This is a genomic window from Dyella sp. BiH032 (genome assembly GCF_031954525.1).
Taxonomy (GTDB): Bacteria; Pseudomonadota; Gammaproteobacteria; order Xanthomonadales; family Rhodanobacteraceae; genus Dyella_D.
Genome location: NZ_CP134867.1, coordinates 300271 through 326411, shown reverse-complemented (window position 1 = coordinate 326411; position 26141 = coordinate 300271). Strand labels below are relative to the sequence as shown.

Annotated in this window: 25 protein-coding genes; 10 read left to right on the top strand and 15 right to left on the bottom strand. The window is 66.9% G+C overall.

The window, feature by feature from the left end; translation table 11 throughout:
* Positions 1-5: 5 nt before the first annotated feature.
* The 3 genes from RKE25_RS01375 to RKE25_RS01365 all read right to left on the bottom strand — a co-directional run bounded on the left by RKE25_RS01375 (position 6) and on the right by RKE25_RS01365 (position 2304).
* Positions 6-1481 carry an efflux transporter outer membrane subunit gene (locus RKE25_RS01375; RefSeq protein WP_311840479.1) on the bottom strand — a complete coding sequence of 492 codons (1476 nt, stop codon included), beginning with the start codon at positions 1479-1481 and terminating at the stop codon, positions 6-8.
* A 29-nt stretch (positions 1482-1510) separates the two neighbouring features.
* Positions 1511-1957, bottom strand: coding sequence for a MarR family transcriptional regulator (locus RKE25_RS01370; RefSeq protein ID WP_311840478.1), 447 nt, complete (start codon positions 1955-1957; stop codon positions 1511-1513).
* A gap of 74 nt (positions 1958-2031) precedes the next feature.
* Positions 2032-2304, bottom strand: a complete 273-nt coding sequence (locus tag RKE25_RS01365; RefSeq protein WP_311840477.1) for a hypothetical protein — start codon at positions 2302-2304, stop codon at positions 2032-2034.
* 181 nt (positions 2305-2485) lie between these two features.
* Here RKE25_RS01365 and RKE25_RS01360 point away from each other — a divergent pair, with 181 nt between their 5' ends.
* Positions 2486-3307, top strand: coding sequence for a helix-turn-helix transcriptional regulator (locus RKE25_RS01360; protein WP_311840476.1), 822 nt, complete (start codon positions 2486-2488; stop codon positions 3305-3307).
* Positions 3308-3314: 7 nt separating this feature from the next.
* Here the strand turns inward: RKE25_RS01360 and RKE25_RS01355 are convergent, their stop codons facing one another.
* Positions 3315-3584: a 2-hydroxyacyl-CoA dehydratase gene (locus RKE25_RS01355; RefSeq protein ID WP_311840475.1), complete on the bottom strand. Its 270-nt coding sequence runs from the start codon at positions 3582-3584 to the stop codon at positions 3315-3317.
* Between the two features lie 46 nt (positions 3585-3630).
* Positions 3631-4140: a DinB family protein gene (locus tag RKE25_RS01350; RefSeq protein ID WP_311840474.1), complete on the bottom strand. Its 510-nt coding sequence runs from the start codon at positions 4138-4140 to the stop codon at positions 3631-3633.
* A 508-nt stretch (positions 4141-4648) separates the two neighbouring features.
* Here RKE25_RS01350 and RKE25_RS01345 point away from each other — a divergent pair.
* On the top strand, positions 4649-6235 hold the full coding sequence (locus RKE25_RS01345) for an MASE1 domain-containing protein (RefSeq protein ID WP_311840473.1): 1587 nt from the start codon (positions 4649-4651) through the stop codon (positions 6233-6235).
* Between the two features lie 62 nt (positions 6236-6297).
* Here the strand turns inward: RKE25_RS01345 and RKE25_RS01340 are convergent, their stop codons facing one another.
* Complete coding sequence (locus RKE25_RS01340; protein WP_311840472.1) at positions 6298-6702, bottom strand: hypothetical protein; 405 nt, start codon at positions 6700-6702, stop codon at positions 6298-6300.
* A gap of 188 nt (positions 6703-6890) precedes the next feature.
* The gene (locus RKE25_RS01335; protein WP_311840471.1) at positions 6891-9329 is read right to left on the bottom strand and encodes a prolyl oligopeptidase family serine peptidase; all 2439 of its coding nucleotides are present in this window, start codon (positions 9327-9329) and stop codon (positions 6891-6893) included.
* Between the two features lie 307 nt (positions 9330-9636).
* Here RKE25_RS01335 and RKE25_RS01330 point away from each other — a divergent pair, with 307 nt between their 5' ends.
* The 4 genes from RKE25_RS01330 to hemC all read left to right on the top strand — a co-directional run bounded on the left by RKE25_RS01330 (position 9637) and on the right by hemC (position 13177).
* Positions 9637-10302, top strand: a complete 666-nt coding sequence (locus tag RKE25_RS01330; RefSeq protein ID WP_311840470.1) for a dienelactone hydrolase family protein — start codon at positions 9637-9639, stop codon at positions 10300-10302.
* Between the two features lie 123 nt (positions 10303-10425).
* Positions 10426-11478, top strand: a complete 1053-nt coding sequence (locus RKE25_RS01325) for a histidine kinase (RefSeq protein ID WP_311840469.1) — start codon at positions 10426-10428, stop codon at positions 11476-11478.
* Positions 11459-12163 (top strand): LytTR family DNA-binding domain-containing protein, encoded by a 705-nt coding sequence (locus RKE25_RS01320; RefSeq protein ID WP_311840468.1) that lies wholly within the window; start codon positions 11459-11461, stop codon positions 12161-12163. The genes RKE25_RS01325 and RKE25_RS01320 overlap by 20 nt, the downstream gene beginning before the upstream one ends.
* A gap of 96 nt (positions 12164-12259) precedes the next feature.
* A complete protein-coding gene (gene hemC / locus RKE25_RS01315) occupies positions 12260-13177 on the top strand; it encodes a hydroxymethylbilane synthase (RefSeq protein WP_311840467.1) in 918 nt (305 codons plus the stop codon).
* 56 nt (positions 13178-13233) lie between these two features.
* Here the strand turns inward: hemC and RKE25_RS01310 are convergent, their stop codons facing one another.
* Together RKE25_RS01310 and RKE25_RS01305 are read right to left on the bottom strand one after the other, a co-directional pair.
* The gene (locus tag RKE25_RS01310) at positions 13234-14064 is read right to left on the bottom strand and encodes a DUF481 domain-containing protein (protein ID WP_311840466.1); all 831 of its coding nucleotides are present in this window, start codon (positions 14062-14064) and stop codon (positions 13234-13236) included.
* An 86-nt stretch (positions 14065-14150) separates the two neighbouring features.
* Positions 14151-14963 (bottom strand): hypothetical protein, encoded by an 813-nt coding sequence (locus RKE25_RS01305; protein ID WP_311840465.1) that lies wholly within the window; start codon positions 14961-14963, stop codon positions 14151-14153.
* A 154-nt stretch (positions 14964-15117) separates the two neighbouring features.
* On the opposite strand from RKE25_RS01305, the gene RKE25_RS01300 reads away from it, so the two are divergent.
* Together RKE25_RS01300 and RKE25_RS01295 are read left to right on the top strand one after the other, a co-directional pair.
* The gene (locus tag RKE25_RS01300; protein ID WP_311840464.1) at positions 15118-16101 is read left to right on the top strand and encodes a YafY family protein; all 984 of its coding nucleotides are present in this window, start codon (positions 15118-15120) and stop codon (positions 16099-16101) included.
* Positions 16102-16135: 34 nt separating this feature from the next.
* On the top strand, positions 16136-17128 hold the full coding sequence (locus RKE25_RS01295; RefSeq protein WP_311840463.1) for a patatin-like phospholipase family protein: 993 nt from the start codon (positions 16136-16138) through the stop codon (positions 17126-17128).
* On the opposite strand, the gene RKE25_RS01290 is transcribed toward RKE25_RS01295, so the two are convergent.
* The 6 genes from RKE25_RS01290 to RKE25_RS01265 form a co-directional block, all read right to left on the bottom strand.
* The gene (locus tag RKE25_RS01290; protein WP_311840462.1) at positions 17106-17474 is read right to left on the bottom strand and encodes a DUF488 family protein; all 369 of its coding nucleotides are present in this window, start codon (positions 17472-17474) and stop codon (positions 17106-17108) included. The two genes, RKE25_RS01295 and RKE25_RS01290, sit on opposite strands and share 23 nt — an antisense overlap.
* 120 nt (positions 17475-17594) lie before the next feature.
* A complete protein-coding gene (locus tag RKE25_RS01285) occupies positions 17595-18311 on the bottom strand; it encodes a glycosyltransferase (RefSeq protein ID WP_311840461.1) in 717 nt (238 codons plus the stop codon).
* A 118-nt stretch (positions 18312-18429) separates the two neighbouring features.
* Positions 18430-19299, bottom strand: a complete 870-nt coding sequence (locus RKE25_RS01280; protein WP_311840460.1) for a ParB/RepB/Spo0J family partition protein — start codon at positions 19297-19299, stop codon at positions 18430-18432.
* A gap of 2 nt (positions 19300-19301) precedes the next feature.
* Positions 19302-20150 carry a ParA family protein gene (locus RKE25_RS01275; protein WP_311840459.1) on the bottom strand — a complete coding sequence of 283 codons (849 nt, stop codon included), beginning with the start codon at positions 20148-20150 and terminating at the stop codon, positions 19302-19304.
* Positions 20151-20235: 85 nt separating this feature from the next.
* A complete protein-coding gene (gene rsmG, locus RKE25_RS01270) occupies positions 20236-20865 on the bottom strand; it encodes a 16S rRNA (guanine(527)-N(7))-methyltransferase RsmG (protein WP_311840458.1) in 630 nt (209 codons plus the stop codon).
* A 157-nt stretch (positions 20866-21022) separates the two neighbouring features.
* Positions 21023-21478 carry an SPFH domain-containing protein gene (locus tag RKE25_RS01265; protein ID WP_311840457.1) on the bottom strand — a complete coding sequence of 152 codons (456 nt, stop codon included), beginning with the start codon at positions 21476-21478 and terminating at the stop codon, positions 21023-21025.
* Between the two features lie 402 nt (positions 21479-21880).
* Here RKE25_RS01265 and RKE25_RS01260 point away from each other — a divergent pair, with 402 nt between their 5' ends.
* Both RKE25_RS01260 and RKE25_RS01255 read left to right on the top strand, forming a co-directional pair.
* Entirely contained in the window at positions 21881-22918 is a 1038-nt protein-coding gene (locus tag RKE25_RS01260) for a LacI family DNA-binding transcriptional regulator (protein ID WP_311840456.1), read from the top strand.
* 198 nt (positions 22919-23116) lie between these two features.
* Positions 23117-26044, top strand: coding sequence for a TonB-dependent receptor (locus tag RKE25_RS01255; protein ID WP_311840455.1), 2928 nt, complete (start codon positions 23117-23119; stop codon positions 26042-26044).
* Positions 26045-26141: the final 97 nt, after the last annotated feature.

Genomic DNA, 26141 nt, shown 5'->3' with positions numbered 1-26141 from the left:
AGCCTTCAGAGAGAACGTGTGGAGACGGAAGAAGAAGAGGCGGGCGCGTCGGCCAGCGCATGCGTATCGCCCTGCGGACGGAAGCCGCCACCGAGCGCCTGGATCAATTGCACCGAAAGGTCGACCTGCTGCGACTGCAGTGCCGCCATGCGCTGCTGGGCCTGCAGCAGCTGCTGGCGCACGATCAGCGCTTCGAGGTAATTGCCGATGCCGGCCTTGTAGCGCTGCTCGGACAGTTGCCAGGCCTGCGTAGCCGCGTCGAGCGCGCGCTGCTGCGCGTCGATCTGCTGCTGCGCCGACTGCAGGGCGTTGTAGTCGTCGGCCACTTCGTTGGTGGCGGCGACCAGCGTCTGGTTGTACTGCGCGACGGCCAGGTCGTATTGCGCATCCTTGCCGGCGAGGTTCGCACGCAGGCGGCCGCCGTCGAAGATGGGCAGGCTTACCGACGGCGCCAGCTCGTAGAAGCGGTTGCGCAGGCTGAAAAGGTTGCCGCCGCCCAGGTTGAGCAGGCCGGCCATGGCGCCGATGCTCACGTTCGGCATGAATTCGGTCTTGGCGGCCTTGATGTCCTTGCTCGCCGCTTCGACGCGCCAGCGCGCGGCGACCAGGTCGGCGCGATGGCCAATCAAGTCGACCGGCAGATTGCCGGGCACCATCAGCGCGGAAGGCTTCAACGCCTGCGGACGATCGATGTCCAGGCCGCGATCCGGTCCTTTGCCCAGCAGCACCGACAACGCGGAGCGCGCCGCATCGATGGAGCGGTTGGCGGCGGCCAGCTGCTGTTCGGCGGTGGCGACTTCCGTGTCGGCCTGCTTGAGCTGGAGCTGGTTGTCGATACCGGCACTGACGCGCTGGCGAGTGAGATCGCGCGCGCGGCTGGCGCGCTCCAGCTCCGCGTTGGCGACGTCCTGCTGGGCGTAGGCGTAGCCAAGCTGGGTGTAGGCGCGAGCAACATTGGTCGACAGTTCGATGCGGGCGGCCTGGCGGTCGATCTCGGCCGCGCGGGCCGCACCGAGCGCCGCTTCCCAGGCGGCACGCTTGCCGCCCCACGGATCCAGGCCCCAGTTGAAGCTGGCATAGCCGTACTTGGCCCAGGCGAAGCTTCCCTTCTCGCCGAGCAGTCCATCCGGCGGACGGGCGCCAGCGATGCTGGCACCCGCGTTCACCGTCGGGCCGCGCGCTGCGTCCGCGACGCCGGCAGCGGCCTGGGCCTGCTGCGCACGCGCATCCGCAGCGGCCAGACCGGGGTTGTCGCGCAGCGCCTCGTCGATCAGCGCGCCGAGCTGGCGGTCGCCCAGGGCGGTCCACCAGTCCTGCTGCGGCCAGGCCGCGGGCGAGATCTCGATGCCTTGCAGGCTGCGCTCGCTCTTGAGGGAGGTTGCTTCGGTCAGCGTGCCGGACGGATGCAGGCCGCCGCTGCTGACGCAGCCGGCCAACGTCAGGGTCAGTCCGATCGCCGCCGCCATAGTGTGCAGACGCATGGTCGTATTCCAGAAAGTGAAGTGGTGGATCAGGTTCGGTCGCGCAATGCGTGCAGCACGCGTGCGAGGTAGTCGCGCAACTGTTGCTGCTCGGCTTCGTTCAAGGAGCGCTGGGCCGCCTTGAGCACGCGGTCGTTGCAGTTCATCAGTTCCTGCGTCAGTGCCCGGCCCTGCTCGGTCAGCTCGATCCGCAGCGCGCGGCGGTCCTGTTCATGTGGCCGGCGGCGCAGGTAACCCTTGCGTTCGAGCTGATCGAGCTGGCGGGTCATAGCGCCGCCGTCCAGCTCGACCGCCCGCGCCAGCTCGCCGGCGGTCATCGGACCCAGCACCGACAGGCGCTTGAGGATCAGGAACTGGGTGTAGCGAAGTTCCAGCCCCTTGGCAGCCAGCTCGGCTTCCATGGCCCGGACGATCTCGGTGCGAACCGCGGCGAGCAGGACGCCGATGCTTTCCTGCATAGTGGGGGAGGAATTCATAGACGCGCATTCTATTGCCGCTCTAATATTTGTCAAGGCAAATATGTGTTGCGCATATTCTGCTCTGGCAATATTCAGGCAACGGCACGCGGCTTGGGCACCGGCGGGGCCCGGCGCGCGGCCAGCTCGTCCACGACCAGGACAGCCAGGGCCGGGTCCCGGATAGCGAAAAGATCGAAGACGCCCAGTGCCTGCAAGGCCGGCAGGGCGCTGATCAGACGGGGCTCCACCTGGCGACGCACGGATTCGGGGGTGAGCGGATCGAGCATCAGTTGGGCGCTGACCACGAAACGGGTCAGGGCTTCGGCGGCGTCCATGGACGTGGACGGCGAGTCGGTAGCTGACATGCCGGTCTCCTTCGGAAAGATGCAGTAAGGACGTCCGCGGTGGCTTCGGCGTGACCGCGCGTGGCTGCCCGGAAGGCGCCCGGGGGATGGGCGCGGCTCATAAGCCTAGGCGCAGGCGGTGGTGGCCTGATATCGTCAGTTGGACAATTTATATCTAAAACTCGTCACTCGATATATCGCCATGGGACAGACTCAACACGGCTCACCCGAACGTTTCCGCTGGCTGGAGAGTGCAGACGGCCCTGCACTCGTCGCCTATGTGCTGGACGGCACCGAGGAGAACCGGGCTTTCCACACCGTGGAATCGGACTGGCACAGCCACGTACGTGGGCAGTTCTTCTATCTGGAAAAGGGACTGCTCAGCGTGCGCACGAGTCATGGCGCATGGACGCTGCCGCCGCACCGGATCGGCTGGTTGCCGCCGGGCGAACTGCACACGGTGCGCTTCTCCGAAGCTACTCAGGGCTGGGGTGTCTACGTGGCGCCGTGCGCTTCCGCCGACCTGCCGGAACGGAGCTGCGTACTCAACGGCAACGAGCTGATGCGGGCGCTGGTGCTGCGCGCGGCCACTTGGTCGACCCTGGAGGCGCTCACCGAGGAACAGGAGCGCGTGCTCGCGGTGCTGATGGACGAGATGCGGCGGGCGCCGGAAGAGCCGCTCCATCTGGTCCTACCCAACGACCGCCGCCTGCTGCGCATCGCGCACGCGGTGCTGGAACACCCCGACGACGTGCGCACGCTGGAGGAATGGGCCGCCTGGGCCGGCCTGTCGCCCCGCACGGTCACGCGGCTGTTTCGCCAGGAGACCGGCAGCAGCTTCGCGCAATGGCGCCAGCAGGCGCGGCTGGCCCGGGCGCTGGAACGACTGGCGGCCGGCGAGTCCGTGGCTGGCGTCGCCGATGCGCTGGGCTACGCCAGCGTGAGCGCCTTCGTCGCGATGTTCCGGCGCAGTTTCGGCCTGTCCCCGGGACGCTACTTCGACACCCAGGCGGTGCTCGCCTGAATCGCGCTCAGGAGGCCTTCGGCTTGCGTCCCCGGCGAGGCTTGGCCTCGCTGGCAGCGATCAGCGACTGGATATAGCCGATGCCTTCCTCTTCCGGGAAGAACGCGACCACGTCGGCCACGGTCAGGCCGTAGCGCTTGCGCAGATCCAGGAACTCCTCCTTCGCCCGCGCCATCCGGGTGGCCCCGGTGGGCTGGCCTGCGTCCGCGTCCTTCTTGCGTTCGAGTTCGGCGAGCTCTTCCTGGAAGCGCCGGAATGCGTCTTTGGGAATGGTCATGAAAAGCGGAGGCGTATCGGCCGGGTAGCGGATTGTCGCACGAGCTTCAGCCCGCCGGGCCAAGGCTCCGGACGAACACGGGCAGGTCGGTGGTCGGCGGGAACACCGGCACCTGGTACATCAGCGCGGCGACGTGCCCGCGGTGGTAGGTCCGGTGGTTGGCCACGTGGAGGAGGATTTCCTCGCGCGTCATCGCGCCGCGGTCGCCGTCGATGAACGCGAACTCCACCACTTCCGCCATGCGCGAGGGCTCCAGCGCGTCCACATAGCCGAGGTACCAGCGGTCCATCTCCTCCTGCGCGGCGCGCAGCTGGGCAAACGGCGGACAGTCCGGCGGATTGCGCGTACTCAAGCCGTGCGACACGCCGGTCAGATGGCAGCGCCAGACGTGGTCCATCGCGTAGACATGATTCAAGGTGCGCAGAATGTTGCCGAATACGATTTCACGGTCGGCGAGCAGTTCGGCCTCGGGCAGGCGCGCCAGTGCATCGAATAGCTGTTCGTTACCCCAGACGCTGTAGCGGATGAGCAGTTGCAGATGACGTGCATCGGACATGGGCGTCGCATCCACATCGAAGCGACCGGCCGGCCGCGAGCGTAGCTTAGCGTCGCCGTTCGCGCGGAACAGGCCAGCGGCCGGCGTCCGATCGGAAGGCTTCACATTGGTGAAGGCCATGTCCTGATCAAGTCCGCACGGCGCTCCCCAATTGCGACGAGTTCCGCGATATCGCCAGCCGGCCGGCTGCTAAAACTAGCGTCCGCTTGAGGGAGCGGCTTTGCGGCCCGCGAGCCTGGGGAGAAGGTGCGAAAGCGCACACGCGGGTTAACGTTACCCTCCGCCGGCCGGGACCGATCGGGCGGAGTACGCTGTAGGCGTCGGGAGCGCCGGGAACAGGATCGGGAGCGAGAGACATGCCGGCGCCGAAAACCGCAGCGGCGGGCTGCCAATCCTTCACTGTGGTTTCACGGCATCCGCTGTCCCATTCGACAATTTGCTGTATCCACAGGTGGCGGAACCCGTGTTTTCTGCGGTCCGTCGTCCAAACAAGCTCAGGGGAGCCGGGATGCAATCGAGAGCTGTGGGGAACCCGTTGCTGCGCCATGGAGCGGTAGCGCTGCTGTACGCCTTGGGATTCGTGTTGCTCCGGCAGGTCTCGTTTTCCTATTGGGTCCTGTTTGCGGGTTATCGCCTGACCGTGCTGCTGCTGGTGCCGCGTCGCTACTGGCCCGCGCTCGCCGTCGGCGAACTGGGCCCACTCGCCTTCACCGCGGTGCGCTGCCTGCCCGAATTCGGCTGGCTGTGGTCCACCGTGATGCTGGTGCCGCCGATCGCGCTGGCGATGCCCATCGTGCACGCAAGCCGCGAACGCTGGCAGCTGTTCCAGACTCGCCATCATGTGCGCATCAGCGTGCTGCTGCTGTGTGCCCTGGCTTGTTCGCTGGTGTGGACGTTCGCCAACCTCGCCGCCGTCTCGGTGTCGATCAAGCCGCCGGGCTATCCGCCGCTGGATTACACCTTGCTCGCCGGCCGCTGGCTGGTGGGCAATTACCTGGGCGTGCTCACCGTGGCGCCGCTGGCGCTGATGGTGCGCGAGGTATGGCAGCTCACGCCCGCGCAGGAACGCTGGACGCGCCTGATGGACAGCCGCCTGTTCCTCGAAAGCGCGCTGGGCCTGCTGCCGGTGCTCATGCTGCTGGCGTGGATCGGCGGCGGTGGCATGGGCGAGCAGGCGCGCCAGGTGGCGCGCATGTCCATGTTCATCCCGGTAGTGTTCCTCGCGCTGCGCCATGGCTGGTACGGCGTGGCGATCGGCGGGACGATGGCGAGCACGGCGGTGGTGTTCACTATGCCGGCCGCGTTCGATCCCGGCACGATGCAGGCCGAGGTGCTGATCGCCTTCACTATCTCCACCATGATGATGTTCGGCGCGCGCATCTCGGTGCTCAACCGGCGCGACCAGCAGGAGCGCCTGGATGCGCGCCAGACCCTGGCCCTCGCGCAGCGCACGCTGTTCCTGGGCGAACTGCGCATGCGCCAGACGGCGATGGCGATCGAACAGGTGCGCGGCAGCATCCAGCAGACCAACAATCTGATGCTGGATCGCCTGCGTCTCCTCGTCCCGAGCCAGGAAGAACGGCAGTACCGGCTGCAGACCGCGGTGAACCAGGAGCAGCTGTTTCGCCTGGCCGACAACCTCCATCCGGTGAGCTGGCGCCAGCGCGGCTTGCCGGCCGCGCTGCGCGAAGGCGCCGTGGCCAGGACGCTGGAGGCCGCCGGGGTGACCTACACCTGCGACATCGAGGGACGCGGCCTGAGCCAGCTATCGCCGGGCATCCACCTGGTGTTGTACCGGACCATCGGCGAAATCGCCGGCAGCCTGTGCGGCGATCGAGACGTGGGCCGGATCCACGTGCGGCTGCGCGGCGGTGCGTTCGATGGCCGCCGTTGGGTGGTGATGCGCATCGACGGTCACCGCGATGCTTCCGCCGCTCGCACCGTGCGCTGGGGCGAGCTGATGCAGGGTCTCGCCACGGCGGGGTCCGGCCTGGAAGCGATCCGCGACCAAGTCGCGCTATTCCAAGGCCAGCTGCGCGAGCGCCGGACGGCGCACGGCACGCGGATCAGCCTGATCCTGCATAACCCGGAGTAAGGGACGGACACAAAAAAGGGCGCGCCGACGGACGCGCCCTTTTTGTTTGTCTGGGGTATGCGTTACCGGGTTCGGCTCTGGATATGCGTGCTGCATTCCACCGGGTCGGTGCAGGTGGTCGAGTCGGCGTCGAACCTCGTGGCGCCGTTGGCCAGGAAGTTGGCGGTGATCCGCACCTCACCATCACGGTAGATGGTTTCCCCGGACGTGCCGGTGGCGGCCGTGGTCAATGCCGACGCGTTCGCGCCGGCCGATGCGCGCTCCGCATCCGTGCCGATCGGCAATACCAGGAACTGCCCGTTGGCCGTCGCGAAAGCGCTGCGGACGCGACCATTGAGATCGTTGACCTGGATGTAGCGCACGCCGTCCTTCACAAAGACGTAGACGTGCCAGCGCGGGCTGGAGCTGACGTCCGATGCGTTGGGCCAGGACTGGCCCAGGCCGGTGGCCGGGAACTGGCGGGCCATGACGCTGGTGGAAACCGCTAGGGCGGCGCACAGAGCCACCCCGACAACACTACGCGCGCTCAACATATCGGCCTTCCTGTCGGTGTCCTTGACGCGAACCGCGGCACTCTATCAGCGAAATCCGTGATGAAGATGTGAGGGGATACGCTCAAAACAGGGTCCGGGCCAACTGCCACTTAAATGCCCGCTCAGCCGCCCTCCTGAGCCCGGGCCGGCTTGACGTAGGTGTCGAAAAGTTCTTCGATCCGGCGGTATTCGTCATACCAGGAGTCCGGCTGGACGAAGCCGTGCCGCTCCATCGGATAGAGCGACATCCAGAAGTTCTTCTTGTGCAGCTCGATGAAGCGCTGATACAGCCGGATGGAATCGCCGGCCAGCACGTTGTCGTCGATCAAGCCATGCTGGATCAGCAGGGCGTCTTGCAGCTTGTCCGCGTATTCGATCGGCGAACTGGCCAGGTAGGCCTCCGGGTCCAGTTGCGGATCGTTGAGGATGTTGGACGTGTATTCGTGGTTGTAGCTGGTCCAGTCCGTCACCGGACGCAATGCGGAGCCGGCCGCGAACTCTCCCGGCGCGCGCAGCAGCGCCATCAGGGTCATGAAGCCGCCGTAGCTGCCGCCGTAAATACCTACACGACGCGGATCGACGCTGTGCTGGCGCACCAGCCAGGCCTTGCCGTCGAGCAGGTCTTCCAGCTCCGGATGCCCCATCTGCCTGTAGATCGCCGTGCGCCAGTCCCGGCCGTAGCCTTCCGAGGCGCGGTAGTCCATGTCGAGCACCACATAGCCCTGCTGCACCAGCAGGTTGTGGAACATCTGCTCGCGGAAGTAATTGGACCAGCCGAGCGTGACGTTCTGCAGATAACCCGCGCCGTGCACGAAGATCACCGCGGGCCGCGAACCGGGGACCTCGTCCGCCGGGCCGTAGTACTTCGCCCAGATGGTGCCCGCCCCATGCGCGGAAGGTACGGCCACGATCTTCGGGGCGATCCACGTCCGCTGCGCGAAGGCCGGCTTCATGGTCCGGGTCAGTTCGCGCGGCGTGCCGCCGGCCGCGTCCTGCACGGCCAGCTGCGGCAACACGTAGGGTGACGAATGCAGCACGGCCAGCTGGCGGCCGTCGGGCGAAAGCACGAAGTCGTTCATGCCCTCGTACCGGGTCAGCCGCGTCGCCTCGCCGCCCTGCGCGGATACGCGGTAGACGTCATAGCTGTAGGGCGCGGCCTGGTTGCTGCGGAAGTAGAACCACTGGCCGTCCTCGCTCAGCACCGGATGGCTGACTTCGAACCGCCCCGCAGTGAGCGCCCGGGCCTTGCCGCCGGGCTGCATGGCGTAGAGCTGCGACCAGCCGGTCTCCTCGCTGAGGTACCAGAGGGTGCGGCCATCCCTGAGCCAGCCGAAATCGTTGAAGTTCCAGTTGATCCAGGCGTTGTCGGTGAGGCGGTGCTGGTTCACCAGTGCGTGCCGGTCGAGATCGACGGTGGCGATCCAGCGATCCTTGTTGTCGATCGCGCGCATCTGGACGGCCACATTGGCGCCATCGTCACTCCAGGCGATGCCGCCACCACCGCCGTCGTCGGCATCGGAAATGATGCGCACGGCACGCTGGTCCGGCGCCTTGAGCGCTTTGGCGTCGTCGGCATGCCCCGCCTTTTCCAGCGTCGCGATGGCCTTCGCGCGCAGCGTCTTGAGCGGGTCGTCCTTGATGCCGGGCAGGACGCCGATGTCCAGCGGATAGGTCTTGCGCGCGCGCACGTCGACCAGCAGCAGCGACTGTGGCGCGGGATCGCGCCTGCCCACGTAGACGCGCGTCGGTTGTTGCTCGGAGTAGCCGGACTCGGTCACGTAGTGAGTGACCTCCGGCGCCTTGCCGGCCTTGTAGTCCTTCGGCTGGGTGACCACCACCATCCATCGTCCGTCGGGCGACAGCTCGGTGCCGACCACGTCGCCCACGTCGCCCAGCCAGATCGGCCGCGGCGCGCGCGCAGGGTCGGCGGCGGACAGGGCCTCCTCATTGGCGCGAGCGGCATCCTTTTCCGCCTTGACCGTGCGCAGCGACTTGAACAGGCGCAGCTGGTCGCGGCCCAGCGCGTCGGGCTGCTTGTCCTGCGGGTCGTTACCGGTACTCAGCAGTGCCGCCGGCGCGGAAACGCCTGCGGCGATGTCGTAGGCGAACCACTGGTTGCCCTGGCGGTACTGGAGCGTGCGGCCATCGCTGGAGAAACGCGGCGAGGTTTCCGTCTCCGGCGTGCGTGTGATCTGAGTGCGCCGGGACGTGCCCAGATCGATCATGAAGACGTCGCCGTGCAGGACAAAGGCGGCCAACCGGTGGCGGCGGTCGAATACGGCCGGGCCTTCGGCCAGCGCGATGGCTTCGGGCGCCAGCTTTTCGCTGCGTCCGCTGGCGACGTCGACGCGATAACGATCGCGGACCTTGCTGCCGTCCTGCTTGAGCGAGTAGTACAGGCTGTGCCCATCGACGCTCCAGTAGGGCGATTCCACGGCCGCGCCGATCCAGTCGGGGCTGGCCATGATCGTCTCCAGATCCAGCGCTCCGGCGGGCGTGTCGGCCAGGAGGGTGGGGCTGGTGGCGAGTGCGACCAGGCCGGCGAGCATCATTCGGCGCATGGGGAGTGCTCCGCGATCAAAAACGCCGGAGCATAACCAAGACGGCCGTCCCTGCAAGCGCCATGGGTCCTGTATCCGGCAGTGACCGACGCAACTAGGCTGCAAGATCGAGTCTGACCGCGTCGCCAGGAGGCCCCATGCGCCAGCCGTTCCGTCCGATCCCCACCGCCCCCTCGGACAGTCGCCGCCCTCTGCGGCTCAAGTAAATCCGCTGTCCGTTTCGCGTAAGCGAACGGGCGCATCGTGCGTTCGATGGCCTTACGGCCGCGCGCCGGCCTTTTCCCTCCCCCATTCGCAAGTCCCCAGCATGCCCCTGCCTACCGTCGAGCACGAAACCGCCACTCATCTCACCCATAGCGTGATCTGGCTCCACGGCCTGGGCGCCGATGGCCACGATTTCGAGCCGATCGTGCCGGAACTGGTGGCCCAGGACTGGCCCGGCCTGCGTTTCGTGTTCCCGCATGCGCCGGTGCGGCCGGTGACATTGAACGGCGGTATGGCGATGCGTGCCTGGTATGACATCGTCGGCGTCGATCTCACCTCGCGCCAGGATGAAACCGGCATGCGCGCATCCATCGAAGCGGTGGAAAAGCTGATCGCCCGCGAGAACGAGCGCGGCGTACCCGACGAGCGCATCGTGCTGGCGGGCTTCTCGCAGGGCGGCGCCATCGCGCTGGCCGGCGGCTTGCGCCATCCGCGCCGGCTGGGCGGCATCGTGGCGCTGTCCACCTACCTGCCGATGCAGTCCTCGTTCGAGGCCGAACGCCATGCGGCCAATGCCGCCACGCCGATCTTCTGGGGTCACGGCACCGCCGACCCGATCGTGCCGCTGACCCGCGGCGTCCAATCGCGCGATGTGCTGCAGGAGCATGGCTATCCGGTGGAATGGCACACCTATGCCATGCCCCATTCCGTGTGCGCCGAAGAGATCGCGGACCTGCGCGACTGGCTGGGGCGGCGCTTCGCCGAGTAAGCCGCAGCACGCCGGAAAGCCGCCGGACGGGCGCGCCCGTCCGGCGAAACCCGGTGCTACGCCTCCGTTCTTGCCGGACACGCGGCAGATCGTGCGCGGGCCTCTTGGGCATACTGTGCCCCCATGCGCCGCCCGACCGCTTCCGCCGCCGAACAGAGCCCGCTGCCCGATTTCTGCAGCGCACCGGTGCTGTTCGCCCTGCTGGTCGTCGCCGCGCTCACCGTCACGATCATGCTGCTCGCTCCGGAAAGCAGCCGGGGCTGGCGCGGCTACAGCGTCGGCATGTTGTTCGCCGAATGGATGGCCATGCTCATCGGGGTCGCGCTGTGCAAGCTGCGCCCGACGCTTTCCGCGCTGCCAGGCCGGCTGCCGTATGCGGCCATCTGGCTGATCATGCTGGCGATCGTGGCCTTGACCAGCGTGCTGGCCGCGTGGATGGATCAAGCGCTGCAGATGGAACTGATCCGCGGCGAAGCTTTCGACTTCGTGCGCGACAACACCACCATCGCCGCGCTGCTCGGCGCAGCGATGCTGCGTTACTTCTACGTGCTGGCCCAATGGCAGGCGCGCCTCGCGGCGGTGGCCCGTGCCCAGGTCGAGGCGCTGCAGGCGCGGATCCGTCCGCATTTCCTGTTCAACAGCATGAACACGGTGGCCGCGTTGATCCGTGTCGACCCGGTCGCGGCGGAGCGCACCGTTGAAGACCTCTCGGAACTGTTCCGCGCCGCGCTCGGCCGGCACGACGCGGGCGACGGCACGCTGGAAGAAGAACTCGCCCTGCTCGAACGCTACCTCGCGATCGAACAGCTGCGGCTCGGCCCCCGCCTGCGCGTACGGCGCGAACTCGATAGCTTGCCTGGCGCGTTTCCGCTACCCCACCTGCTGCTGCAGCCGCTGGTGGAGAATGCCGTGCGTCACGGGATCCAGCCGCTGCGCGAAGGGGGGGAAGTGATCCTGCGCGGCCGGCGCCTGGCCGACGGCATCGAGATCGAGATCGACAACCCGCTGTCCGGGACCCCGGCCAGCGGCGGCAATGGACACGGGCTGGACAACGTGCGCCAGCGCATCGCCTACCGCTACGGCCCTCGTGCCGACGTGCAGGCGGGGCCGCGCGAAGGGCGTTTCGTAGTGCGCCTGCATCTTCCGGAAGAAGCGCATGCGCGTATTGATCGTTGACGACGAACCCCTGGCCCGTTCCCGCCTCGCTGCGCTGCTCGACGAGTGCGGCGAGACCGTGGAAGTGGCCGGAAGCGTGGGCGACGGCGACGCCGCGCTGGAGGCGATCGCGCAGACCAGTCCGGACGTGCTGCTGCTGGACATCAACATGCCCGGGCTCGACGGCACCGCGCTCGCGCGGCGTCTGGCCGGCAAGGAACGGCCGCAGGTCGTGTTCTGCACGGCCTACGAAAACCACGCCCTGCACGCTTTCGAACTGGGCGCCGTGGATTACCTGCTCAAACCGGTCCGGCTCGAACGCCTGCGCGAAGCCCTGCGCCGCGCGCACCAGCGGTTGTCGTCGAGTCCGCGCGAGCCGAGCTATCTGTTTGGCCGGCTGCGCGGCGAACAGGTGCGCATCGCGCTGGACGAAGTGGTCTGCCTCACGGCCGAGGAAAAGTACGTGGTGGTGCAGCACCGCGGCGGACAGCTGCTGGTCGAGGAGTCGCTGCGCCAGCTGGAGGAGGCCTACCCGGACCAGCTGATCCGCCTTCACCGCAACTGCCTCGTACCGCCGCAACGCCTGCTCGGCCTGAAAACACTCACGGACGGGCGAGTCCTCGCCCGGCTGGGCGGCACGGAGCTGATGCCGGAAGTGAGCCGGCGCAACCTGCCGGCGGTGCGCAAGCTGCTGCGCATGAGCTGAAGGCGCCGGGTGCGTCGATGCGCGCGGCCGGCACGCCTGCGCCTCCGCCGCCGTTTACGCGACAATGGCCGCCCGTTTCCGCCGATCCGAGCCGTCATGACGCCACCCATCCTGCGCATCGCCACCCGCAAGAGCGCCCTGGCACTGTGGCAGGCCGAGCATGTGGCCGCGGAACTGCGTGCGACGCATCCCGGCCTGACGGTCGAGCTGGTGCCGATGAGCACGCGCGGCGACGAGATTCTCGATAAGTCGCTGGCCACGATCGGCGGCAAGGGGCTGTTTCTCAAGGAACTGGAAGTAGCCATGCAGGAAGGCCGCGCCGACCTGGCCGTGCATTCGCTCAAGGATGTGCCTTCCGAGCTCGAGCCCGGCTTCGCGCTTCCGGCCGTGTTGCCGCGCGCCGACGCCGCGGACGCATTCATCAGCAACGACTACGCCGACCTGGCCGCACTGCCGCACGGCGCGCGCGTGGGTACGTCGTCCCTGCGTCGACAGGCACAGCTGCGCGCGCTGCGGCCCGACCTGACCCTGCTCGATCTGCGGGGCAACGTCGGTACGCGCCTGGGCAAGCTGGACGCCGGCCATTACGACGCGATCCTGCTCGCCTGCGCCGGCCTCGAACGCCTGGGTCTGGCCGATCGCATCCGCGGCAGGCTCGACGCGCCGGACTGGCTGCCGGCACCGGGCCAGGCCGCCATCGCCATCGAAGCCCGCAGCGACCAGCCGGCGGTACTCCAATGGCTCGCCGCGCTCGATGACGCGCATACACGCCTCGCGGTGACCGCGGAGCGCGCGATGAACCAGGCGCTCGGTGGCAGCTGCACGGTGCCGGTGGGAGCCTGGTGTGTGGTGACCGAACGCGGCCTGCACCTGAGCGGCATGGTGGGCGACGTCGCCAGCGGGCGCCTGCTGCGCGCCGAAGCGGCAGCCGGCAGCGACGAAGCCGAAGCGCTGGGCCTGCGTGTCGCCAAGGCCTTGTTCGACCAGGGTGCGGCGCAGTTTCTCGGTCACTGAAACGAAACGGCCCCGCATTGGCGGGGCCGTGATCGCGGTGCGCCGGAGCGCACGCCTCAGAAGTTGTAGACCAAGTTGGTGGTCATCAGCGTGTCGGTGTTCTTGGTACCCGGCTGCACGTCGCTGTTGTAGCGGACCTGGTAACCGACCTTCAGCGCCATCTTCTTGGTCATGCTGACCGAGAGGCCGATGTCGTTCTGGTAGTACTGGTTCTTCGAACCGGCTTCGAGCAGCAGCGTGTCTTCCAGCGCCGTATTGGCGGTGAGGCGGTACTTGTAGTTGACCAGGCCGCGGCCGACCGCCTCGCTCTGCGTTTCCTGGCGCTGCTTCACGTCCACGCCATCGACCTGCACGGTGCGGTCGGCCGGGCGGTAGCGCTTGTAACCGGGGCCGGCTTCGAAGGAGAGTTCGGTGCGATCGTTCTTCAGCGCGATGTAGCCGTAGCCGATCGAGACGATGCCCTGCCAGATGTTCGAGCCGAAATCGTCGTGCTCGTAGCGCAGCGCGCCGACGATGTAGCTGCGGGGATCGAGCTTGTAGCCCACGGAGGCGCCGGTGTCGTAGCGGTTGGCGGTGGTGCTGAACTTATCGATGGTGTTGCCCTGGGAGTCCTGCACCTGCACTTCGCCTTTCGAACGCATGCCGTTGAGGAAGAAATTGTTCTTCCACAGCTCGTTCTCCTGGTTCAGGCCCAGCTTCGCATTGACGTTCTCCGTACGGGAATTGCCGCGCGCGGAAGCGAAGCCAAATTCACCGGTGCCGCTCCAGCCGCCATTGGTCGCGGGGTTGCTGGCCGGGTCGGCGGCCGGGGAGGCCACGTCGTCGGCGAGGGCGGTGAAGCTGGCGAAACTGGCCAGCAAGGCGCTCGTAATAAGGGCTTTTCTCATCGGGAATTCCACGTTTTCGTTAAACAATTGTGATGTTGGCACCTTAAGGGGCCGGCTTGAACTCGTTGTGAACACGGCCCAGCACGTCAGCTGCCGTGCGCCACGCCCTGGCCGCACAGGCGCGGTTCAACGCTCTTGCCGACCACGCAGCTGACAGCCGCCAGGGCGATCAGCCATTCCTGAGAGCCATTCACCTGGGCCAGCAACACGATCGCGCATGGGATCAGGTACACCAGCGCCAGGAAAACCAGGCGGCCGCCCGGCGACCGGGGGCGGCCTCGCCCCGAAGCCAGCCAGAACAACAGGGCCAGCAGCTGCAGGGCGAGGATCCAGGCCACCGAATAGATCGCACGCAGATGGGCGCTCTCCTGCGCGGCCAGGCACAGCCATAGCCATAACCCTCCCGCGTATCCGGCGGAAACGACGCGGGCCAGCCGCCGCGTCCAGCCCTCGCGTCGGCCGGCTTCGCCCGGCATGGCATAGATCAGGCACAGCAGACTGCACAGCGCCAGCGCTGCGGCTGACACCCGCGTCGCCCAAAACAGATTGTCTCCGCGGACCAGCCCGGCCACGCCGAGCATGGGCAGGTAGGTCACCATGGCGAGCATGGCCCGGCGGTTCGGCCGGCTGCCGCGGCCGAACCGCCAGCCGAGCCAGTCCCCTGCCGAGAGGCGTAGCGAAGCCGCCAGCGGACTCAGGCTGACCAGCAGGGCGCCGAGCGCGAGCGGTACCAGCGCTTCGCCCCGGCCTGCGGGATACACGCCGAGCGCGAGCGTCAGGCCCAGCAGCAGCCACAGGCCGTAACCGCTGTTCGCCAGCACGCGCAGGACGCTGGCGAGCAGGTTCCGGGCGGGGTGGGAAACGTCGATGTGATCGTGGGGCGGGGGGGCGCCGGGCATCTCGGCTCGCTCTGTATCCTAAGGACCGGTCAGAGAGCCTTCGGAGTCTAGGGGATTTCACGCCGCGATGGGCGCCGCGCGTGCCAGACTTTGCGTACTTGCGACCGCCACGGGCGATCCGCATGCTACGCGAAGCTATGCAGCACTGGATGCCATGGACCGTTACGAGCGTATTCTCACCCTGCACCGGCTGCTGAAGTCGGCGCACTATCCGGTACCGCTCCCCCGGCTGATGGACGAGCTGGAGTGCTCGCGCGCGACGCTGTATCGCGACGTGGCCTTCCTGCGCGACGCCCTGGGCGCCCCCATCGAAAGCGCGGGCGGAGAGCACGCGGCCTTCCGCTATGCGGCGGGAGAAGGCGAGCGCTTCGAGCTGCCCGGCCTATGGCTGACTTCCGACGAGCTGGCGGCGCTGCTGGCGCTGAACGAGCTGATCGGCCGCAGCGGCCCCGGCGTGCTGGCCGGCGCGCTCGCGCCGTTCAAGGCGCGCATCGAGCACCTGCTGTCCGACCAGGGCAGCGGCAAGGCCCTGCCGATCGAGCGCATCCGTGTCATCGCCTGGGGCGAGCGCAAGCTTGACCAGCAGGTGTTCCGCATCGTCGCCGGCGCCGTGCTGGAACGCCGCCAGTTGCGCTTCCGCTATCGCGCGCGCACCACCAACGCCGACAGCAAGCGCACGGTCTCGCCGCAGCGCCTGACGCATTACCGCGACAACTGGTATCTCGACGTGTGGGACCACGACCGCGAGGCGCTGCGCAGCTTCGCGGTGGACCGCATCGCGGAACCGCAGGCGCTGGACGCGCCGGCGCGGGATGTCGCCGAGAACGAACTCAACGACATGCTGGCCTCCAGCTACGGCATCTTCGCGGGCAAGCCCAAGGCCTGGGCCACCATCCGCTTTTCCCAGCACGCCGCGCGCTGGGTGGCCGACGAGCACTGGCACTCGCAGCAGAAAGGCATCTGGCTTCCGGACGGGCGCTACGAATTGCAGGTGCCGTATTCCAACTCCAAGGAGCTGCTGATGGACGTGCTCAAGTACGGCCCGGACGCCGAGGTGGTCGCGCCGCTCTCCCTGCGCGAGGAAATGAAGATCCAGCTGCAGCTGGCCCTGGGCGGCTACCAGCAGGCGCCGCGCTGAGCGGCGCCGGCATGCGCGCCAGGGCCGCGTCCGCATGAGCAGCTCGCTTCCGGTCGACCCGGCGGCCGCACCGGCCGCACGCAAGCCCACGGTCGCCCTTGCCCTCGGTGCCGGCGGCGCGAAGGGGCTGGCGCACATTGGCGCCATCGAGGAGATCGAGCGGCAGGGCTACGAAGTCGTCGCCATCGCCGGCACGTCGATGGGCGCGCTGATCGGCGGCATCTATGCGATGGGCAAGCTGGGCGCCTACCGCGACTGGGTTTCCGCCTTGGCCAAGATGGATGTGCTCCGGCTGGTCGACTGGACCTTTTCCGGCGGCGGCCTAATCAAGGGCGAGCGCATCATCGGAACGCTACGCGAGCTGATCGGCGACGCGCGGATCGAGGACCTGCCCATGGCCTACACGGCGGTCGCCACGGATCTCGACCGCGAGCGCGAAGTCTGGCTCACACGGGGACCGTTGTTCGATGCGATCCGCGCCTCGATCGCCATCCCCACGGTATTCCGGCCGCAGACCATCGACGGCCGGCGGCTGGTCGATGGTGGCCTGCTCAATCCCGTGCCGGTGACGCCACTGATCCGCGAACATGCCGATTACCTGTTCGCCATCAGCGTCGACGGCGCGATCGAGGCGGCCAAGCCGGAGATCGCCAACGATCATGCCATTGAGGCGGATAGCAGATACCGGCGCCGGATCGGCGAGTTCATCGGCAGGCTGATGCCGCACGGCGAACCGAAAGCCGCGGAAGGGAAAACGATGGAACCGCCGCGCGCACGCGAGCCCGGCATGCTGGACCTGCTGGCGCAGTCCATGGATCTGATGCAGGCCAATCTCGCGCGGCTGCGCCTGGCGGCCTATGCGCCGGACCTGTTGATCCAGCTGCCGCGCAATATCTCCATGGCTTACGAGTTCTATCGCGCACGCGAGCTGATCGAACTGGGGCGCGAACGCGCGAGGCTGGTGCTCGCCGACTGGAAGCCGGCGCACCACCATCATCACCCTTTCAATGGGGACCGTGGTCCTTGAGCCAGGCTTCCAGATAGGCCTTCAGCGCGACGGCGTTATTGTGTTCTTCGTCCTTCGCCCCGTAGAGCAGCGTGACGCGATGTCGCGCGCCCTCCTGCGCCAGCGCGCGCCAGTGCTCGGCCTTGGCGTCCAGTTCGCTGGCATAGCGATGGCGAAAGGTGTCCCAGCGGGAAGGATCGTGGCCGAACCAGCGGCGCAGCGTCGCGGAAGGCGCCAGTTCCTTGGCCCACAGGTCCAGCACGGCCTCGTCCTTCTTCAGGCCGCGCGGCCATAAGCGATCCACCAGCACACGCTTGCCGTCGTTCTTGCCGGGGGCGTCGTAGATGCGCTTGATGGCGATGCTCATGGCGGTTGCCTGCGATCAAAGGAACCGGCCGCCGAGCATACGCCCAACCGCCGTGCAGGGCATGAAAAAGGCCCGGGCGGGTGCCCGGGCCTCGGCGTTTCGGAGCCGTGCTTGGACGGCTCAGAGTTCCTCGACGCGGGTGACCTTGGCACGGCGCATCAGCCAGGCCACGCCACGCAGGTCGGCGACGCCCACCCAAAGGCGGTCGAGCATGCCGTACTTGGAACTGCCCGCGGTGCGCGGCCGGTGGCCGACCGGCACGCTGCGGCTCTGGAAGCCCGCGCGCTTGACCAGCGCCGGCAGATAACGGTGCATGTGGTCGAAATAGGGGAGGCGCAGGAAGACCTCGCGCTCGAACAACTTCAGGCCGCAGCCGGTGTCCGGCGTGTCGTCCCTGAGCATGCGCGAACGCACCGCATTGGCGATCTTGGAGGAAATGCGCTTGTTGAAGCTATCGCGGCGCGTGGTGCGCCAGCCGGCTAGCAGGCGCACGTCTTCCGGCGCTTCGTCGCGCGCGGCCAATAGCTTGGGGATGTCGGCCGGGTCGTTCTGGCCGTCGCCGTCGAGCGTGGCGATCCATGGCGAGCGGGCGGCGCGCACGCCGTTCCACACCGCGGTGCTCTGCCCGCTGCGGCTCAGGTGCCGCACGATGCGCAGCTCGGGGTAGTTGGGCTTCTCTCCCGCCAGCACTGCCACGCTGTCGTCGCTGGAATCGTCATCCACGTAGACGATCTCGAACTCGACCTTGCCGCGCAGCGCGGCGGCGATCTCGGCAAGCAGCGGCGGGATGTTGTCGCGCTCGTTGAAAACCGGCACGACCACGGACAATTGCGGCATGAGGGGCAGCCTTTACTTGCGGAACGGGAGGCGCGCAGCGCTTGGGGGCGCATTCTAGTGCGTAGGGGATTCCCCGGCGAGCCGCTGGGGAGCGGGCGGGGCGGGGCCCCGCGCGACCTCAGCGGATCTTGCCGAGGATGCCTTCCAGCTCGTCGTTGCTGTGATAGTGGATGACGAGCTTGCCGCGCCCGCCGCGGCCATGGGCCACCTCGACGCGGGTGGCGAAGCGTTCGGCCAGCTCGCGCTCCAGCGCATCGACGTTCGGGTCGCGCGCCGGGGTGTGCTTGGCCTTGCCCTTGGGCGCGGTCTGGGCGCGGCGGGCGGCTTCCTCCAGCTCGCGCACGCTCCAGCCGTGGCGGGCGGCCTCGAGGGCCAGGCCCTCGGCGTCCCGCTCGGGCAACGTCAGCAGGCAACGGGCATGGCCCATCTCCAGCTTGCCTTCGTCGAGCAGTTTCTTGATGGAGGGCGGCAGCTCGGTGAGGCGCAGCAGGTTCGACACCGCGGCGCGTGAGCGGCCGACGGCCTCGGCGGCCTGCTGGTGGGTAAGCGCGAAATCGTCGATCAGCCGCTTGAGCGCGTCAGCCTCTTCCAGTGGCGTCAGGTCCTGGCGCTGGATGTTCTCGATCAGCGCCATCGCCGGCACGGCGATCTCGGGAACGTCCTTGACCAGGGCGGGCATTTCGCTGAGCTGGGCGCGCTGCGCAGCGCGCCAGCGGCGTTCGCCGGCAATCAACTCGTAGCTGTTCTTGCCCAGGGCACGTACCACCACAGGCTGGATCAAGCCCTGAGCCTTGATCGAAGCCGCCAGCTCGTCGAGCGCCTCGTCGTTCCAGTGCCGGCGCGGCTGGTATTTGCCCGGCTGGATGTACTGGATGGGCAGCGTGCGCAGCTCCCCTTCCTGCTCGATCACCGAGGGCGCACCGTCGTCGCCGCCGCCGAGCAGGGCATCGAGCCCGCGTCCGAGGCCTCGTTTCTTCGCTGCGGCCATGCTTACTCCTGATGAATGTCGGCGGCGGCGTCCACCGCCACTTCGCTGTCGTCGTGCGGCGGCGCCACGTCGGCCGCGCCTGCGGCGAGCCCTCGTTCGCGGCGGATGATCTCGCCCGCCAGGCCGATGTAGGCGATGGCGCCGCGCGAGCTGCGGTCGTAGAGATGGATGGGCTGGCCGTGGCTGGGGGCCTCGGCCAGGCGCACGTTGCGCGGGATGATCGAGCGCAGCACCTTGTCGCCGAAATGCGTGGTCAGCTGCGCGGAAACCTCGTTGCCGAGATTGTTGCGCACGTCGTACATGGTGCGCAGCAACCCCTCGATTTCGAGGTGGGGATTCAGCCGCTGGCGTACGGCCTTCACGGTGTCGAGCAGGCTGGAAAGCCCTTCCAGCGCGAAGTATTCGCACTGCACGGGAATCAGTAGCCCGTCCGCTGCGGCAAGCGCGTTGAGCGTGAGCAGATGCAGGGTGGGCGGGCAGTCGATCAGGATGGTGTGGTACTTGTCCGCGATCTTGGCGAGCTGTTCCTTCAAGCGCATCTCGCGTGCGATCGCATCCATCAGCTTCAGCTCGGCGGCGGTGAGGTCGCCGTTGCCGGGCAGCAGGTCGTAATGCGCCTCGGTGGTGACGATGGCGCGCTCGATCGGAGCCTCGTCCAGCAGCACCTCGCAGCCGTTGGGCTTGGCCACGCGCTTGTCCACGCCGGACGCCATGGTGGCGTTGCCCTGCGGGTCCAGGTCCACCAGCAACACCTTGCGCTTCGCAGCGGCGAGCGCCGCGGCGAGATTGACGGCGGTGGTGGTCTTGCCGACGCCGCCCTTCTGGTTGGCGACAGCGATGATGCGTGCCATGGTGTCGTCGATGCCGTGAGCGTGGGAAAAGGGCGCTAGGTTACCATCGGAACCCGGCCCGGACAGGCTCCGGCGGCCCCGCTCTTCACGCCCGGCCGAGTTCGACGAGGTGACGCTCCGCGTCCAAACCGGGCACATTGAGTACATGCGTGCCGCGCAGGGCGAAACCTGCGGGAATGCCTGGGAATTCCTCGTCGGGCCGCTTGCCCTTCATCGCCAGCCACACCCCGCCGGGAGCGAGCAGATGGCCGCCCCAGCCCAGCATGTCCGCCAGGCTGGCGAAAGCCCGGGCGGTGATGCAGTCGAACTGGCCTTCCACCTCTTCCACCCGCGATTGCACGGCGCGCACGCCTTCCAGTTTCAACGCGCGGATCGCCTCGCGCAGAAAGCGGACCTTCTTGCCGTTGGAATCCACCAGCAGGATCTGCCGCCCAGGCGCCGCGATGGCCAGGGGAATGCCGGGAAGCCCCGGCCCGGTGCCCAGGTCGGCGAGGGTCTGCCCGCGCACGTAAGGGAGGATCGCCAGCGAATCGAGCAGATGCCGGGTCACCATCTCCGCCGGGTCGCGGATGGCGGTGAGGTTGTAGGTGGCATTCCAGCGCTCCAGCAGGGCCTGGTAATCCAGCAACCGCTCCACCGCGCCCTCAGGCAGGCGGAGGCCGAGCGCGGCGATGCCCTGTTCGAGTTGGGCCTGCAAGGCGGCGCGGTCGGCCATGGCGATCGTCCCGGAAAAGCGAAAAGGGCGGCAGTATCCGGGCGCGGCTCGCATTGCGCCAGCTTCGCGCCAAAGAAAAACCCGCCGAAGCGGGTTTCAAGAGTCTCAAGTCCCCTTTTGCGCGGGCGCTCTTAAGGCAGCCTCGCGAATGGTCGGCTCAGGCGACTTCCAGTTCCACGCGGGTCACCATCACCCCGCGCTCGCGCAGGGCCTTGTTCATGGCCTGCTTGAGGCGCGCGCCGAGGTCGCGCCGGTCGGCTTCGACCACGGCCGGCTCCTCGCGCAACGCCGCCAGGGCGCCGCCGCGGATCAGCTGGTCCGCCTCTTCGATCACCGCATCGGCGCGCTCGGGCTCCAATACCTGCCAATACACGGTGCCGCGCACGTCGTGCGCGTCGGGCATCGGTTCCTGGAAACGCAGCACCTGCCCGCCCAGGTCGATCCGATGGCCGATGCGATCGAGGCCCGGCACCAGAATGTGCGTCCCCGCCTGCAACAGCCGCCGCGGCTTGCCGTGTCGATACACGCTGATCACCTGACCGGCGGGAACACGCCTGATGGCGGTGGCTGAGAGTCCGAACAGGACCAATGTGATCGCAAGCAAGACAGTCATAGCTTTTTACTTCAAAGAGTTATGCGCTCTATTTAAGATGTTCGATAGATACATGTTACATCCACCGGACCCTATGGGGATTAACCGTGATTTAACTGCGGTCTTATGGATTCTTACAATCCCCTAAACCTCCTATTTCCGCCGGACGAGCGCTGCAAGCCTCGTTCCATGGCATCCGCCTGGCAGTCCCGTGCTGCGTTGCGGTAGCCGGCGACGTTCCCGTCCGCTGGCTTTCTACCGCTGGCTTTCCCTTACCGTGACCCCGACAAATCACTAGGCCTTACGGCCGATAATTTTTGCGTTGCAGCAAAGTCCTTGATTTGCAAAAGCTTTACAAGGGTCGATGAAAACGTTTACGTTCCAGTTCCAGCGAACTTCCGAGCGCATCTGGAGCGGGCAGACGTGGGAGTGACGATCAAAGACGTGGCACGCGAGGCCCAGGTGTCGGTGGCTTCCGTCTCCCGTGCGCTCAACGGCCATGGCGGTGTGACCGCCGAGACCCTGGAGCGCATCCGCGAGGTGGCGTCCCGTCTGCGCTACATCCCCCACGGCGCGGCCCGCAGCCTGATCACCCGCCGTACCCACACTATCGGCGCGCTCCTGCCGGACCTTTACGGTGAATTTTTCTCGGAGCTGATCCGCGGCATCGACCTCGCCGCACGCACACATGGCCTGCAACTGCTCGTTTCCAGCTCGCACGACGGCGCCGCCGAAGCCGCCGCCGCGCTGCGTGCCATGCAGGGCCGCGTCGATGGCCTGCTGGTCATGTCCCCTCATGCAGACGCCGCTTTCCTGCGTCAGAACCTTCCGGTGGGGCTGCCGACGGTACTGATGAACACCGAGCTGGAGCGCGACGACTATCCCGCGCTCTCCGTCGACAACGCGGGCGGCGCACGGATGGTGGTGGAACACCTGATCGATGCGGGTTATCGCCGCGTCGCTTTCATCCAAGGCCCGGCGGGCAATCACGACGTGGCCGAGCGCGAGCGGGCCTACCGCGAAGTGCTGGCCGAACGCCTGCCCGGTGCCGAGCCGGTCGTGCAGCCGGGCGAATTTGACGAAGCCTCCGGCTATCGCGCCGGCCAGCGCCTGGCCGCGATGCAGCCGCGCCCCGATGCCGTGTTCGCGGCCAACGACATGATGGCCATTGGCTGCATGGCGGCGATCCGCGAAGCGGGTTTGCGCATCCCCGAAGACATCGCCGTCGCCGGCTTCGACGACGTGCCGATGGCGCGCTACGTCAGCCCCGCCCTGACCACCGCCGGCGTACGTATCGCCGAATTGGGCAAGGCAGCGCTGGAGCAGCTGGCCGTGCAACTCGACGGCAGCGCAACCGATGTGCCGCGTGCGCACGTGCGCATCCCGGCCGAATTGGTGGTGCGCGCATCCAGCGCGCGTACGAAAGGCAACGACACGGAAAAACCGGCGACCCGGGACTGACGTCGCCAGAACACCAGGGGGCCGGCCATGAAGGCCGGTTCTACGCCGGCCGGCGTGGGAACACGCCGGCGGCGCATCGACAACAACACAGCCGTCATTAAACCCTTGAGGGAGGGTGCCCCAGCCATGGCACGCAAACACGCACTTTCGCTGCAGATCTCACTGGCCCTAGCGGGTCTGGTCGCTACTGCGGCATTCATGCCAACCATCGCTTGGTCGCAGACATCAGACGCGACCCTGCGCGGCCGCGGTCCGGCCGATGCCGAAGTCGTCGCCAAGAACGTGGCCACCGGCTCCACGCGGCGCACGCGCACCGACAAGGACGGCAGCTATGCGCTCGTCGGCCTGCAACCGGGCACATACATGGTTGATGTCGGTGGCAACCAGAAGACCGTGACGCTCACCGTGGCTTCGGTCGGCACGCTGAACTTCAACGAGCCGGCCGCTGCGCCGGCCGCCGCCGCCAACGCGCAGAGCCTCGGTGCCGTCACCGTCAATGCCACCACACTGGCCGAGGTCACCACCTCCGAAGTCGGCACCTCGGTCTCGCAGCACCAGATCGCCACCGTGCCGCAGATCACGCGCAACTTCCTGGAGTTCGCCGACATCGTGCCCGGCATGGTGTTCACGGTGAAGAACGGCAAGACCAACCTACAAGCCGGCGGACAGAACTCCGGCGCCATGAATGTCTATATCGACGGCGTGGGCCAGAAGAACTACATCCTGCCATCCGGCATCTCCGGCCAGACCAACACTCAGGGCAACCCATTCCCGCAGCTGGCCATCAGCGAGTACAAGGTCATCACATCCAACTACAAGGCCGAATACGACCAGATCTCGAGCGCGGCGGTCACCGCCGAAACCAAGTCCGGCACCAACGAGTTCCACGGCGAGGTGTTCGGCAACTACACCAATCAATCCGTCCGCGCCCGCACGCCAGCGGAAAACGACAGCGGCAAGAAGATCCCTTCGCACAACAAGGAATACGGCTTCGCCCTGGGCGGCCCGATCATCCAGGACAAGGCGCACTTCTTCGCCACGTACGAGGGCAAGGAATTCGACCAGCCGATCAGCGTGATCCCGGGCGGCCCGGCGGCCTACGTGAACGGCCTGCCTGCATCCGCCCGCGCGCAGCTGGGCGCCGCCAACCAGCCGTTCAAAGAAGACCTGTACTTCGCCAAGGTAGATTGGGAACCCACCGATCGCGACCGCATCGAGATCAGCGGCAAGTACCGCGACGAAACCGCGATCAGTGGCATTGGCACCGGTACGGCGGCCTCCGCGTCCTATAGCACCAAGAACACCGACAAGCGCTACGTCATCCGCTGGGATCACAGCACCGACAGCTGGTTCAATCGCCTGCAAGCGACGTACGAAAATGCGTTCTACACGCCGGCGGCATCGAACATCGGCAACGGTGCGGTCTACACCGCGCTGGGTTCGGACAACCAGGCAATCCTCAGCACAGGCGCCGCATCTCCGCTTGCCTCGCAGAACAAGGGCCAGAAGGGCCCGGCGCTGCAGGACGACTTCACCTTCAACAATATCGAATGGCATGGCGACCACGTCATCAAGATGGGCGCCAAGATCAAGTGGGTGCGGCTGACGGCGCGCGATGCGGGCGAGTTCAATCCGCAGTTCTTCTACGACACTACGCCGGACGGCACTTCGGACGTGCCCTACAAGGTGCAGTTCCCATCGCCCACGCCGGGCATGAATCCGGTGGCGAGCACGGTGGACCGCCAGATCGGCGCGTACATCCAGGACGACTGGAAGATCGACGACCACCTCACGCTGAACCTCGGCGTGCGCTGGGATTACGAAGTCACGCCCTCGTACCACGACTACGTCACGCCGCCGGATATCGTCGCTGCCATCAATTCGCAGGACCCGTCCGCTCCGGCAGGCCAGACTTACGCGCAGTCGCTCGCGCTGGGCGGCGTCAACATCAACAACTACATCAGCAACGGCCATAACCGCCATCCGCCGCGCTACAACTTCCAGCCGCGTTTCGGCTTTGCCTACGATATCAACGGCGATGAAGCGCATGTGATCCATGGCGGCGCCGGCCGTTCGTACGACCGCGACCTTTATCAGATCCTGCAATTGGAACAGACCAAGTCGGTGCTGTCGCAGCCGACGCTGAACTTCATCAACGCCAACCATCCTTGCACCCCTGGCCCGACGTGCATTCCGTGGGACCCGGTTTACCTGACCGGCCTGGGCACGCTGCAGTCGCTGATCGCGGGCACCAGCACGGGCAAGGAGGTCGACATGATCACCAATAACCTCAAGACGCCATACTCCGACCAGATCAGCCTGGGCATGCGCAACAAGATCGGCGAGTGGAACACCGACGTCACCGTACAGAGCATCAAAAGCTTCGATGGCCTGATCTTCCAGCTCGGCAATCGCTATCCGAATGGCTCGTTCTGGCAGAACGGCAGCCAGCCGTGGGGTTATCCGATTCCCGGTTATGGCGCCCTGATCATCGCGGACAACGGCCTGAAGACGAAGACTACCCAGGTCCTGGTCTCCGCCGAGAAGCCGTACACGCCGGAATCGCACTGGGGCATGACGGTGGCGTACACCTACACGAAGAGCCGCTTCAATCACGACCAGCAAGATCTGACTGACCAGTACGCGTTCGATTTTGCGTCGATCCACGACTATCCATTCATCGCCGGCCCCACGGCCAAGCACCGCCTTGTCACTACGGGCACCGTCGATGGCCCCTGGGGCCTGCTGGTCGCCGCCAAGCTCACGCTGGCGACGCCGACCGCGTATGCCAGCAATGCGTGCTACGGCATCGTCGATTCGCCGAACGGCTGCGCCCCGATGACGTTCGTGCCACCCGGTACCGGCAAGTTTCTGGTCGGCGGCAAGGTGTTCGGCTATCGGGACCTGGATCTGCAGATCACCAAGAACTTTAAAGTGTGGGACAACGTAAACGCTTACGTGCGCCTGGATGTGCTCAATGTCTTCAACTGGAAGAACTACGACGACTATCTGACCAACTACGGTTCCAACGGTGTGCTCAGCCGCAACCCGGTGACCTACAACCCCATCGGCAACATCGTCGACGTACCGCGTACGCTGAAGCTGACGGCCGGTATCAAGTTCTGACCATGCCGACCCTGGCGCGCGAAAAGCACCGCGCGCCAGGGTTTGTCGGGAGCCCATGCGGCTCTTTTTTTGATAGAGAGACGTAAACGTTTACGTC